This is a genomic window from Streptococcus varani (assembly GCF_001375655.1).
In the GTDB taxonomy this organism is placed as follows: Bacteria; Bacillota; Bacilli; order Lactobacillales; family Streptococcaceae; genus Streptococcus; species Streptococcus varani.
The window spans coordinates 107,222-120,801 of record NZ_CTEN01000001.1 but is presented as its reverse complement, the minus strand read 5'-3'; the positions used below and the strand labels follow the sequence as shown (position 1 = coordinate 120,801).

The following is a 13,580-nucleotide window of genomic DNA, read 5'->3' as shown; positions in this document are numbered from 1 at the left end:
TTTTTAATTGGAGGTGGTTACTATCGCTTATTTAACCAAAGATGAATTTAAGGATTTTGGATTTGATGAAGTCAGTGACTTTGAGAAACTGCTAAAGAGAGCGGAGGTGTCTATCAACCTCTTTCTTAATGGGTTCTATGATTTTGTAGACTTTGAGAAAGAGATTGAGCACAGAAAGCAAGCGGTCAAGTTGGCTGTAGCTTTCCAAGTGGTCTATTTGGACACTAGCGGTATCCTGACGGCTGATGATAAGCAGTCAGTTGCTAGTGTATCGCTTGGGCGTACCTCAGTGAGCTACAAGGACACCACAAAGACCTCTTTAGAAAGTGCTAGGTATAACTTATCAATTGACGCCTTGAACGCTCTGAAAGGGGCAGGATTTGGCTTTAGAGGGGTAGGTTATGACAGGCATTGATAAGAGAGTGCTGGTCGATACTGTGACTATCCAGAAAACCACAGGAGAAAAAGACGCATGGGGTAAAGTAATGTTAGAGAGCCCAGTCACGCTTAGTCCTGTTAGGTTTGATAGACAGTATCAAGTGCAAGGCACCCAGAACAACCGCAAAGAGGCTAAACCTAGCCTTTTGTTTGTGTATCCTCAATATTGCCCAATAGTCCTAGATAAGTCTTTTGAAAATGCCATTATCAATGACGGACAGACTGAGTACAGAGTGACTACTATTGTACCTGTCAGTTATCCACATAATAATAAAATATTTTGTTATGAGGTGGAGTGTATCTGATGGGAACAAGTGTATCTGTAAAAGTTGACCTGAAAGGCATTGAGAAAAAAGTATCATCATCAGCCTTGGCCAAAGGGAAGTTAGCTATCGCTAGTCAAATGATGATTGACATGAACCCTTTTATCCCTCGCAAGAGTGGGGAACTGAGCGGAAGTGGTCAGCCTACTAGAGACGGAGTAAGATACCCTGGTCCTTATGCAAGGGCACAGTTCTACGGTGGAGCTTACAACAAAAACCGTAGCTACACGTTTAGGCGTTATACCACTCCTGGAACAGGTAAGCGTTGGGATTTGAAAGCCTCAGCGCTCCATGTTAAGGATTGGGGCAAGGTTGGACTGAGAGCAATGGGAGTTAAGACATGAATAACAATGATTTTTCAGAAGTCCTAAGAGATTTCATCAACACACTAGGCCTCCCTTTGACTTGTAGACTTGATTACTTGTCAGAGACGGAGAGTTTAGTTCTTTATCCTTTACCTGGTGGCAAGGTTGAAAAAGAGTATATGAACGGTAAGCAAGATATTAGCCTTGTTTTTGAGGTGGCAATCAAAACGACTGACCACCAAAAGACAAGCTCTATTCTGTGGGCTGTCAATAGTGCTCTTGCTGATTTTAACCTTGAGCTACCTAGTCAAAATAATTCATATCAATTCAGAGGCCTTGAAGTCTCACAGCCATTCCTTAATGACCGTGATGACCAAGGCTTTTATGTTTATATGCTGGACATCACAGCAAAACTTGAAACAAATGGAGGAAGATAAATGCCAAAAATGAAAAATGCCCTACGTAAGCATTACGTAGCACCTTGGACATCTGACAAAGTAGAACCAGGGACTGACGCTTGGAAATGGCTTGCAGATGGGGTCACAACCGCTGAGGTTGAAAATGATGAAGAGACAGATGACGTTGCTTACTACAACGGTGACGGAACGCCTGAAACAACGGTAACATCTGTCAAATATGGTTACACCTTTGAGGGTGACTATATCAAAGAAGACACAGCGCAGGCTATTATCGCTGGTATGCGTTTCTTGACTGGTGACCAGCGTAAAGTGTGGTTCAAGGTGGTTGACGCTGACGGTAAAACTCAATACGTAGCACCTTCCACAGTCTCTGAAATTAAAATCGGAGGCGGTGAAGCTGCTGAATTTGAAGCCTTTGAGTGCACAATCAGCTGGAACTCAGTACCTAAACAATCCGCTGTAGTCGGTGGATAACGCAGCTTAGGGGAGTTTGACGCTCCCCTCTTTTTATTTTGATTAGTAGGAGAAAACAACAATGGTAGTAATTAAAAAGCGCAGTAATGTCATTCCTGTAGATTTTGGAGAATTTCAACTTGAGTTTGCAGCCAACGATAAGAATATCCTGAATATGCAGGAAGTCGGTAAAAAGCTCCAAAAAGAGGGGCAAAAAGTGGCAGATACAGAAGATGAGAAAGCCTTTGACGCTTTGCAAGTCATGGTTAAAGAGTCATGGGTTGGATTGTTTGATGAGGAGGCCTATAACAAGGTTTATGCTTACTCTGATGAGTCTACCGTCGATACTATGGTTTACTTGCTTGAAACCATTTCAGGCGTGGTAGATGAGTGGGAAAAACGTAACAACGGTGACGCTCTCAAGAAGTATCTAGGTGACTAATATGCTGGATTTATCAAGGAAATTGACAGATGAGTTATTCCTTGGTGATGATGTGTACCCCATGAATATAGCCTTTAATAAGGTTTTGAAAGTCATGGAGCTTATCAATGATGATGAGTTTGAAGATATTTACAAGCCTTATCTAGCTATTCAGATATTTACAGATGTTGACTTTACAGAGGCTTTGACCCCTGAACAAGCAACGGCAATCTTTAAGCTGATTTTTGAGGAACACATCAGAATTATTCCAGCTAAAGATAGTTCTCCAGTACTAGACCTAGCGGGCAATCCAATCAAAAGCAAGATACGCTCAAGAAGTCAATCAGAAGACGGAGAGCGGCTTTTTAGTTTGAAATATGACGCTGAGTATATCTACTCATCATTTATGCAGGCTTACGGTCTTGATTTGATTGACGCTCAGAATACATTGCACTGGAAGAAATTTAATGCCCTACTCAATGGGCTACCTAGTGATACTAAGTTTGCTGAGGTGCTTAAAATACGCTCTTACAAGCCACAGAAAGGCGACAGTAAGAAGTACAAGGAAAGCATGAAACAACTCAAGAAAGAGTATGCACTACCTAAAGATTTTGACTACTAATCAGGAAAGGAGAGAAAAACTATGGCAGATGGTTCAGTTACTATCAAGGTTGACCTAGACGGAGAAAAAGCCCAGTCAGGGGTTGGAAAACTAAAGACCTTGTTAGGTGGACTAGAAAGCACAGGCTCAAAAGTTGGGTCTGTTTTTAAGTCGGTTCTAGGAGCTAACCTGATTAGTTCTGCTCTCACTACTGGTATTGGAGTTGTCACTGGTGGTATCCGTGAAATGGCTGGAGAACTGAACAGCTCACAAAAGGCATGGAAGACCTTTGAGGGTAACTTACAAGCCTTTGGGCGTTCTCCTGAGGTCATCAAGGCTGCTAAGACTGAAATGCAAGACTTTGCCACCAAGACCATTTATTCAGCCTCTGATATGGCTAGTACTTACTCTCAGCTTGACGCTGTAGGGACTAAAAATGTTGGTAGCTTGGTTAAGGCTTTTGGTGGACTTGCAGCCTCAGCAGAAAATCCAGCCCAAGCCATGAAATCTTTATCTACTCAGGCGACACAAATGGCAAGTAAGCCTAAGGTTGCCTGGATGGACTTTAAGATTATGATGGAACAAGCGCCCGCTGGTATGGCGGCAGTTGCCAAAGAGATGGGCATGTCTACGGCTGAACTGGTTTCAGCGGTTCAAGATGGTAAAGTCAAGACAGAAGATTTCTTTGACGCTATGAACCGTGCTGGTAACTCTGACGCTTTCCAAAAAATGGCCACTGAGTTTAAGACGATTGACCAGGCCATAGATGGAGCAAAGGAGAGCTTAGCTAATAAGCTAATGCCTATGTTTGAACATCTCAACAAGTTTGGTATCAAGGCGGTCAATGCCCTATCAGACGCTTTGGAAAGTATAGATTTTGGCGGAATGGCTGACGGTCTAGGTAAATTCCTTGAGAGTATCAATGTAGAGGGTATTGTAGCTAAAGTTAGCAGTACTATCTCAAGCCTAGTGGGTAAGGTTAAGACCTTTTGGGCTGCCTTTTCTAACACAGGGGCAGTATCTGCCTTTATAGGTGCTATTCAGAGTATCGCTGGGGCTATTGGTCATGTTTGGAACAGTCTGACCGCCTCAAGCGTGCTAAATACCTTAGCTAGTGTCCTAGGCAATGTGGTCAAGTGGCTTTCTCAGGCTGCAACCGTAGCGGCTAACTTTATCAGCTCACTACCTGCTGGAGCAATTCAGGCAATAGTGGGCGGCTTGATTGGTTTAGTTGCTGGTTTCAAAGCCTTTAACTTTTTGAAATCCTTTAACCCATTCAGTCTTTTCAAAAAGAATGCGACAAGTGGGGTGAGTGGTGCTACATCAGTTGTTAGGACAGCTAGCACAAGCATTGTCTCTGTTATCCGTAGCCTTGGCCAAAGTGTGGCGGCAGCCGCTAGAGGTATTGGTCAGGGTGTAGGTGCTGCTTTTCGTGGTATTGGTCAGGGGTTAGCAATGGTCAACCCTGCCACTATCGCAGCCTTGGCAGTACCTATCTTGGCACTTGGTGCAGCCTTTGCCCTAATGGGTATGCAAGGACAAGGGATAGCTACAATCCGACAAGGTGTTGGTAGCGTAGTGGTCAGCGTTGGTACAGCTATCGGTACAATCCTTAACTTGGCACTCCAGGGCTTGGCTAATGCTCTTGTTATTGTGGCACCAGTACTACCTACGATAGCCTCATCTTTTGCTATGCTGTCACCGCTCATCACAGCGGCTGGCTCTGCAATCGCTACGGTAATTAGCTCCTTTAGTAGCCTTGCCCCTGTAATAACTGCTCTAGGTTCTGCCCTAAGTCAGGTCATAGCGTCGATAAGCTCAGGAATAGCTCAAATTGCTACGGCAGTGACCCCTATTGTTGAGATTATTTCTAGCGCCTTTGTCCAAGTTGTGACCGTGGTATCTCAGGCAATCGTTCAAATCATTCAGGCACTAGCTCCATTCATTCCAGCTATTTCAGCAATGGTTCAGGCGGTCGCTCCTGTACTACAGTCCTTAGTAGAGGCTTTTAACAATCTCATCAGTCAAATCAGCCCTATCATTGATAGCTTGACCCAACTACTCCAAACTTTCGGAGAGCAAGTCAGCTCAATTTTAGAAAGCGCTGGTAGCGTGGTAGAGAGCTTTGGCTCTGCTATCCGAAATGTGCTAGATGGGGTGGCTGGCATTTTTGAAAGCATGGGCTCAGCAGCTAAAAACGCTGGACAAGGCGTGAAGTTAATGGCTCAGGGTGTCAAAATGCTGGTAGACCTCAAACTTGGTGACTTGGTTGGAACTTTGGCAGCCGTGGCAACTGGTCTAGCAGCTATTGCTAGCTCAGGTATCGCCTCAGCGGGTCCAGGTTTGCAACAGGCAGGAACTGGCTTAAAACTTATTGCTACATCAGCTCAGACGGCTAGCGTAGCAATGCAGACGCTCCCTAGTGTATTCAGCACACTTAACTCAAGTGTAGGCTCATTGCCAGGAGTGATGACCACAGCAGGTTCTGCTATGAGGACTTTTGCTAGTGCTGTCATGACTTCTTTTGTAGGTCTTGCTGGTTCAACGGCTAGCATTACGGCACTACAAAGCAGAATTACAGCCTTGTCAGCCTCAATGGTTATGGCACAAGCTAGAGCCTCAGCTATGTCAGCAGGTTTCTCAGCGGTATCTGCTGTACTTGGTGCCCTTGGAGGTGTACTTGGTTCGGTTCCTGGTCGATTTACGGCTATTACAGCCTCAGCAATGACGGCAAGAACCTCAATCATGCAACTAGCCACATCAGCGCCAATGGTTGCCTCAGGTTTTGCTAATATTTCAAGGGCTGCAACATCAGCAATGAGTCAGCTTAACTCTACTGTACGCTCTGCCATGACACAGGCAGTCTCAACTATGCGCTCAAGTATGCAGCAAATGGTGTCAGTGGTAAGGCAGTCAGCAAGTCAAATGACACAAGCAGGGCGACAAGCTGGTAAAGGTGTCTCAGATGGAGTTACTAACGGTATCCGTAGCGGGATTAGTTCAGCGACAGCTGCCATGTCTGCTATGGTAAGTGCAATCCGTTCTACTGGTATGTCAGGAGCTGGTGCTATGCGTAGCGTAGGGGCTATGATTGGCCAAGGTTTGGCTCAAGGTATGTATTCAGCGCTTGGAGCAGTTACAGCGGCAGCTAATGCCCTTGTGGCTCAAGCAGAACGTGCAGCACAAGCTAAGGCTAAAATTCACTCACCGTCACGCCTATTCAGGGATAACGTAGGGCGCTACATTGCCCAAGGTATCGCTGTAGGTATTGAAAAGAATACCTCTGATGTGACTGATAGCTTAGCCTATGTGCAGAAAGAGATGTCTGCCTTTAAGTTTGGTGCTGAGGAGTTGCTAGGTCTTGGTAACGGTTCTCTGTCTAGTCAGTTCAAGCTCAAATCCATCACAGAACGTGCTGAAATGAGCCAAATTGAGATTATCAGAGACCAAGCGGACAAAGCTCTTACTAAAGCGTTAGAAGTGGCTGAGCAAGCTGTCAAGCGTCCTGTGAATATGGTACTTGATGACGGCGCTCTAGTTGCTAAGATTGGACAACCAATGACTAACTATCAAAACGACAAAATCAAAATAGATAACATGATGAGGGGGATTGTCTGATGAGTAATGACACTATCACTATCAATGGATTTGACCTCTCTGAGGTTATCCGAATTATTGAAATTATCCGCCCTGTTGGTAATGAGCGTAACATTACAACTAATGACGCTCCACTCTTAGGAGTGAACTTACAAGAAGTAAGAACAGGGGCTAAAATCATTAAAGTTAAGTTTGCCATGCAAGAAAGAAACGGCATGACGCTTGAGCAGGCTAAGCATACGCTGGCAGGGGTCTTTAATACCTCTGAGGCTGTCAAGGTCATTATCTCTGATGAGCCTGACAAGTACTATATGGGGCTTGTGACTGGCTCAGTTGACATGGATAACGTGACAAGATGGTTTCAAAAGGGAGAGTTTGAGCTCCTTATTCCTGACGGTGTGGCTCACAGTACCACATACCGATTATTTGACAATGGTACGGTATCATCTGATAAAGTGACCTTTAATCTTATCAATGATGGTAATATCCCAGCTTTTCCTGTGGTCACAGTAAGAAACAATGCTGAGAATGGCTATATTGGTATAGTCAACACTAGCGGTGCTCTTGAAGTTGGTGACCGTGAGGAGGCTGACACTGAGAAAGTGAAACAGTCTGAGCTACTCTTTGATTATCGTGACAGTAAAATCACAACTGGTCTGAGTGCCGCTACTAAGAACGTTGCTATCTTGAACGATACAACACAGAACCTCAAAGGAACCATAGGGAGTGTGAATTGGCAAGGTCGCCCTCACTTGTTTCTACAAAGCCCAGGAGGCACTACTGGAAACAACGCAGGGAGTTTGACTTGGAACATTCCAGCAGATAGCTCAGGGGCTACTGGCTCACTGAATGACTATATTTGGTGGCGACAAGTCTTTTGGCTTGGTGCAGCCAACCAGTATGGCTTTATCAAGTTGACCGTTTCTGACGAACAGGGACGGTTTTTGTATGGTGTCGAGACATTCAAACGCTACAACGGTTTAGGCTGTGAGTATAACTTTATGGCTGCTGACGGAAAAGGTGGCTATAACATGCTCAAAAAGTGGACTTTTACAGGAACCCACTTAGACAGCCAAAACCCATTTAACGAGCCTAGAGGTTGGTCAGACCTCAAACGTAATGATGACAAGGTAACGGTCTTTTGGTGGGGATCTTACAACACCTTTACCATTCCTGAAATAAAGGGTAGAAAATCAGCCAAAATCCATGTGGCATTTGGTGCACTGGGGAACAAACCACTAGTAACCCGTATGTACTTGGATAGCATTTTCTACCGCAAGGATTTTGTGGCAGTTACTAAAGACATTCCTAACCGTTACCCTATCGGTTCGAATGTGGTACTTAATAGCGAAAATGACACGGTTACTGTGGACGGTTTGGAGCGTATTGTGGACATTGTCCACGGCTCAACATTCCTGACTATTCCACCTGGTAACTCTACCCTTGAGGTCTATTCCTCAAGCTGGGTTAAGACCAAGCCAACAATCAAGGTAGAATTTGAAGAAAGGTACTTATAGCTTATGTTATTGACAATTCATGACGCAAGTTTGAGAAAAGTTGCTTTTATCGATAACGATAAACAGGCTACGTTGAATTACTTTAACGATACATGGACTAGGTACCTTGAAACAGGTTCTAGTACATTTGATTTCACAGTATTCAAAAAGGCCATCATTTCAGATGTGGGGCGTAAGCGTGCCTACAACTATCTGAATGAAAAAGCCTTTGTATCATTTCAGTACAAGGGTAAGACTTATCTACATACTATCCGAAAAGTTGAGGAGAATGAGCAGATTATCAAATGTTACGGTATCAACTTGAACCTTGAGCTTATCAATGAGTATTCTAATCCATACAAAGCGCCAAAAGCAATGACTTTCAAAGAATATTGTGACGCTATGGACTTGCTAAACTTTACATTCTTGAAAATTGGTGTCAATGAGGTTTCTACTCAGAAAATTTCTGCTGAGTGGGAGGGAGCAGATACCAAGCTGAACCGTCTGCTTAGCTTAGCTAAGAAGTTTGGGGCAGAGATTGAATTTGACACCCACCTCAACGCTGATAGCTCTATCAAGTCCTTTGTAGTCAATGTCTACCACGAAAACGACGACACCCACCAAGGCGTAGGGCGTATTAGCCCAACTGTTTTGACATACGGAAAGAACCTAAAAACCTTAACTAGAACAGTAGATAAAACAAACATCTACAACATGGTTAGGCCTACTGGTAGAACAGAAAATGGCGATATTGTCACCATTTCTGGGCTCAGTGCTTGGTCTGTTAATAACGATAAGGGAGAACGTGAATTTTATCAAGCAGGAGAGGGGCTGTATGCTCCTCTTTCTATGCAGATGTATCCATCAGCGTTTACTAGCTCCACCACTAATGACCAGTGGATAAGAAAGGATATGCAGGTAGAAAGTTCAAATCCTGAGGTTATCCGTTCAGCAGCGTACCGTGAACTCAAAAAGAATTGTTATCCTGCCGTAACCTATGAGGCTGAGGGTTTTGCTGACCTTGAAATAGGGGATACCGTAAAGGTTTATGATGATGGCTTTAGCCCTGTACTCTTGCTTGAAATGAGGGTATCAGAGCAGACAATCAGCTTTACCAATCCAAAGAACAACAAGACCACTTTCTCAAACGCTAAGGCTCTTGAAAATCTCTTGTCAAACGGTATTCAGGAACGCCTAGACCGTATGATAGAAGACGCTAAACCTTACACCGTGAAAGTCTCTACAGACAACGGTACAGCGTTTAAGAATGGTCAAGGTCAGTCAGTTGTGACCCCTACCTTGATGAAAGGGAACAGGGTCATCAATAGTGGCTGGCGTTGGGTTGTTGACGGTGAGATTAAGGCTACAAGCTCTACCTACATTGTCAAAGCTGCTGACATCAATCAGACAATGGTTCTGACAATCGCTGCATGGGTCGATAATCAGGAAGTAGCCTCTGAACAGATTACTTTCTTGAATGCCTCTGACGGTCTCAAAGGCGAAAAAGGAGACCCAGGGCGTGATGGTATCGCTGGTAAGAATGGTGTAGGCTTGAGGTCTACCGTTATTACTTACGCCTCCTCAACATCAGGGACAAGTGCCCCTGGCACAGGTTGGACAAACTCTGTCCCTACGGTACCAGCTGGGCAGTATTTATGGACTAAGACGGTCTGGAATTACACAGACAGTACCTCAGAGACTGGTTACTCAGTGGCTAGAATTGGTCAAGACGGAAATACTGGGCGTGACGGTATCGCTGGTAAAGACGGTGTGGGTATCAGAACAACTACGGTAGTCTATGCTGGTTCTACATCAGGAACCGTCCCACCCACAAGCGGTTGGTCTTCTCAAATTCCTAGCGTGTCCCCTGGTCAGTACCTCTGGACCAAAACTACATGGAGCTACACGGATAATACTAGCGAGACAGGTTTTTCTGTGGCCAAAATGGGGGAAACTGGAGCTAAGGGTGACAAAGGTGATACTGGACCCCAAGGACCTCAAGGGGAGCGTGGACTACAAGGTTTGCAAGGTCTCCAAGGGCCCAAAGGTGAGCAAGGTATCCCAGGAGCTAAAGGAGCTGATGGAAGAACTCAGTACACCCATATTGCTTACGCTGATACTATCTCAGGCGGAGGCTTTAACCAAACCAACGCAGACAAGGCTTATATTGGGGTTTATGTAGACTTTAATGCAACTGATAGCACCAATCCTGCTGATTACCGCTGGACTAAATGGAGAGGTACAGATGGTAAAAATGGTAAGGACGGAGCCCAGGGCATACCAGGAAAGGCTGGTGCTGACGGAAAAACGCCCTACTTTCACCGTGCATGGGCTAACTCTGCTGATGGCCGTGACGGTTTCAGCACATCAGATAGCAACAATAAGCGTTATCTAGGTACTTTAACTGACTTTGTTGAGGCAGATAGTCAAGACTACACTAAGTATAAGTGGACGGCGTTGTTTGACAATGTTCAGGTCGGCGGGCGTAATCTTTTGCTGAATACAGCAACATTACCATTGGGAAATCGTCTAAATGGAACGTGGTTGTCTGTGTCTGGCGGTAATGGTACTGCTACGGTCGTTGATGTAGATGAACTGCCGTCATCTAATCTAAAAAAAGCCGTTCGTGTAGTCAATAATACCAATGGTGGTAACAAGGACTTGGCACAAGGTGTCAATCTAATTGTGGGGGATACCTATACTATTTCTTGCTGGGCAAGGGTGTCATCTACCAGTTCACAAAATAGTGTTAATCTCTTGATGAGGTCATGGACAACTAGTGACACTAGGAAGGTTTTATTAAAATCTATCAATCATACAGATTGGAAGAGATATAGCATTACTTTTGTAGCTGACGCAGTTTATAACTCTATCCAATTTGGTCAAAATAGTGGTGGAGTAGTCGAAATTTGTGGAATGAAACTAGAAAGCGGAAATATCGCCACGGATTGGACACCAGCACCAGAGGATATTGAAGCTGACCTTAATTCTAAGGCTGACCAAGTACTGACCCAAGAGCAGCTAAACGCCCTCAATGAGAAAGCTGGTATTATCCAAGCAGAGCTAGAGGCTAAGGCTAGTGCTGACACATTGGACAACTGGATTAAGGCTTATCAGGACTTTGTCAAAGCTAATGACACGGCGAGGGCACAGGCTGAAAAAGATTTAATTTCAGCTAGCCAACGTGTTTCTACCATTGCTAAAGACCTTGGAGAGCTCTCAGACCGCTGGAATTTCATTGATACTTACATGAGTTCATCAAATGAGGGCCTGGTCATTGGTAAGAATGATGGCAGTTCAAGCTTGATGTTTAACCCTAACGGTAGGATTTCCATGTACTCAGCAGGGGTAGAGGTTATGTATATCTCTCAAGGTGTTATCCACATTGAAAATGGTATTTTCTCAAAGACAATCCAAATTGGACGGTTCAGAGAAGAACAGTATCATCTCAACGCTGACATGAACGTTATTAGGTATGTAGGAGGATAAAATGGCTGAATTTTGGTCAAATAATGATAGAGGTTATCGTATCCGCCTATGGATAGACCAAACCTCTCAGAATATCGCAGGCAATAGTAGTCAGGTTAGGGTAAGGCTTGCCTTGCTGAATACGACTACTACCTTTGCAGAGTACAACTGTACCGCCTCAGCTACCGTCAACGGTCAGACACTGAGCTGGTCAGGTCGCCCCTCTATGCTTAGTTATAATCAGACAATCATGCTGATTGACAAAACTATCACAGTTGGGCACAATGCAGACGGTAAGAAATCATTTAGCTTGTCTGCTAGCTTTAGCGGTAGCGGTGGTTGGTCGCCTGGTACGCTCTCAATCGGTGGTAACTCATTCACACTTACCACTATCCCACGGTCAAGCTCTGTGAGTGTTGGCACTGGCGTTATTGGTAGTGCCGTTACTATCAACATCAGCCGTCAGAGTTCTAGCTTTAAGCACACTGTCCGCTATCACTGGGGTAGCAAACAAGGGACAATAGCAAGTAATGTAGATACCTCCACAACGTGGACTATCCCTCTTGATTTTGCTAATGATATTCCCAACTCAACCAGTGGGACAGGGATAATCTATGTCGATACCTACTCAGGTTCAACCAAGACAGGAACGCAGTCAACAACTCTAACGGCTAGCGTTCCAACCAACATGAAACCAACCTTTACAGGCGTTTCTTTATCTGATTTCAACACAGCAGCTCAAAACTTGGTATCTAGTACCACTACCTTTATTCAGATAGTATCTAATATTAAGGTTACATTTAACGGCGGTGCTGGCTCTTATGGCTCATCTATTACGGGCTATAAAGCTGAGATTGTGGGCAAGAACCAAACAACCAATGTGAATGGTGGCACCTTGGGAATTATGAACTACAACGGTGCTATCACAATCAGAGCAAGCGTCTCTGACAGTCGTGGGCGTTGGTCAGATACTAGAGATGTCTCAGTAACGGTTCTTGAGTACTTTGCACCAGCTCTGAGCTTTAGTATTGCTAGGACTGGCTCAACTTCCAGTACTTTTACCGTCACAAGAAATGCTAGAGTAGCACCTTTGGCGATTGGCGGTGCTCAAAAGAATATCATGACACTATCCTTTAAGGTTGCAAGGCTAGGAACAACAACCTACACGGCTGACACTGGGACAGCTGCTGGCTCATGGACTAGCTTATCTAGTCTGATTAACTCTCAAGCTAATCTCTCAGGTACCTATGCAGCTAATCAGTCATGGGTTGTTATTGGCACTCTTGCCGATAGATTTACTCAGACTGAGTTTGCAATAAATGTAGCGACGGAAAGCGTGGTTTTTTCCTATGACCGTTCTGGGGTGGGTGTCAATAAGATTAGAGAACGTGGAGCGTTAGATGTCAATGGAGATATTTACGCTAACGGAAATCCTATTCAGCAACATAAACTGACTGAAAACAACGGCAGGATTATAACGGTTAGCAATGCTAATCTAGTTACATCTGCTGGTTTTTATTACATGGTCGGTGCGAGAGAAAACAGTCCAGGTAATCAGTATGGTTATCTTACCGTTTGGTATAATTCAGATAACTTTATTTCTCAGATGTTCATGCCCTATAACTCAACTGATATTTATACACGAAGAATGACCAATGGAGCGTGGGGAAGTTGGTCACAGTTAGCGGTACAGAACACATCATCCTCTTTTTCGAGGTTAAACATTACAGATACAGCCACCTTTAACTTTACCATTATGTGGGGTGTTGGTATTAGTGCAATGAGAAAAGGGAACTTAGTAACCCTAACAGTTGATAGAGCTATCAAAAACATAAATTCAACAGTCGAATATGGTTTGATGAGTGAGACTATACCAGCAGGATATAGGCCAATCAAAGAGGCACATCTTATCATCCAAGCTAACTCGGGTCCAACTATATCTGGTACATCAGTTGTCCATCTAGCCCCTGATGGACAAATCAGGCTGACTAACAATATCACAGGTAACAAGGTATGGACTGGTACTATTACCTATGTTACCAATGACCCTTATCCATAG

11 protein-coding genes are annotated in these 13,580 nt (G+C 44.3%); all 11 read left to right on the top strand.

Annotation, left to right across the window (positions count from 1 at the left end; translation table 11 throughout):
- Positions 1 to 7: 7 nt before the first annotated feature.
- The 11 genes from BN1356_RS00655 to BN1356_RS00605 all read left to right on the top strand — a co-directional run bounded on the left by BN1356_RS00655 (position 8) and on the right by BN1356_RS00605 (position 13,580).
- Positions 8 to 415: a head-tail connector protein gene (locus tag BN1356_RS00655; RefSeq protein WP_093649520.1), complete on the top strand. Its 408-nt coding sequence runs from the start codon at positions 8 to 10 to the stop codon at positions 413 to 415.
- The gene (locus BN1356_RS00650; protein WP_093649519.1) at positions 402 to 743 is read left to right on the top strand and encodes a putative minor capsid protein; all 342 of its coding nucleotides are present in this window, start codon (positions 402 to 404) and stop codon (positions 741 to 743) included. Before BN1356_RS00655 ends, BN1356_RS00650 begins: the two co-directional genes overlap by 14 nt.
- Entirely contained in the window at positions 743 to 1,105 is a 363-nt protein-coding gene (locus tag BN1356_RS00645; protein ID WP_093649518.1) for a minor capsid protein, read from the top strand. Before BN1356_RS00650 ends, BN1356_RS00645 begins: the two co-directional genes overlap by 1 nt.
- Complete coding sequence (locus BN1356_RS00640) at positions 1,102 to 1,503, top strand: minor capsid protein (RefSeq protein ID WP_093649517.1); 402 nt, start codon at positions 1,102 to 1,104, stop codon at positions 1,501 to 1,503. The genes BN1356_RS00645 and BN1356_RS00640 overlap by 4 nt, the downstream gene beginning before the upstream one ends.
- The gene (locus BN1356_RS00635) at positions 1,504 to 1,959 is read left to right on the top strand and encodes a phage tail tube protein (RefSeq protein WP_093649516.1); all 456 of its coding nucleotides are present in this window, start codon (positions 1,504 to 1,506) and stop codon (positions 1,957 to 1,959) included.
- 61 nt (positions 1,960 to 2,020) lie between these two features.
- The gene (locus BN1356_RS00630; RefSeq protein ID WP_093649515.1) at positions 2,021 to 2,380 is read left to right on the top strand and encodes a hypothetical protein; all 360 of its coding nucleotides are present in this window, start codon (positions 2,021 to 2,023) and stop codon (positions 2,378 to 2,380) included.
- Between the two features lies 1 nt (position 2,381).
- Positions 2,382 to 2,981, top strand: a complete 600-nt coding sequence (locus tag BN1356_RS00625; RefSeq protein WP_093649514.1) for a Gp15 family bacteriophage protein — start codon at positions 2,382 to 2,384, stop codon at positions 2,979 to 2,981.
- 21 nt (positions 2,982 to 3,002) lie between these two features.
- Positions 3,003 to 6,578 (top strand): tape measure protein, encoded by a 3,576-nt coding sequence (locus BN1356_RS00620; protein ID WP_093649513.1) that lies wholly within the window; start codon positions 3,003 to 3,005, stop codon positions 6,576 to 6,578.
- Complete coding sequence (locus BN1356_RS00615; protein ID WP_093649512.1) at positions 6,578 to 8,074, top strand: distal tail protein Dit; 1,497 nt, start codon at positions 6,578 to 6,580, stop codon at positions 8,072 to 8,074. The genes BN1356_RS00620 and BN1356_RS00615 overlap by 1 nt, the downstream gene beginning before the upstream one ends.
- Before the next feature lie 3 nt (positions 8,075 to 8,077).
- Positions 8,078 to 11,542: a phage tail spike protein gene (locus BN1356_RS00610; protein ID WP_093649511.1), complete on the top strand. Its 3,465-nt coding sequence runs from the start codon at positions 8,078 to 8,080 to the stop codon at positions 11,540 to 11,542.
- Between the two features lies 1 nt (position 11,543).
- Positions 11,544 to 13,580 (top strand): DUF859 domain-containing protein, encoded by a 2,037-nt coding sequence (locus BN1356_RS00605; RefSeq protein WP_093649510.1) that lies wholly within the window; start codon positions 11,544 to 11,546, stop codon positions 13,578 to 13,580.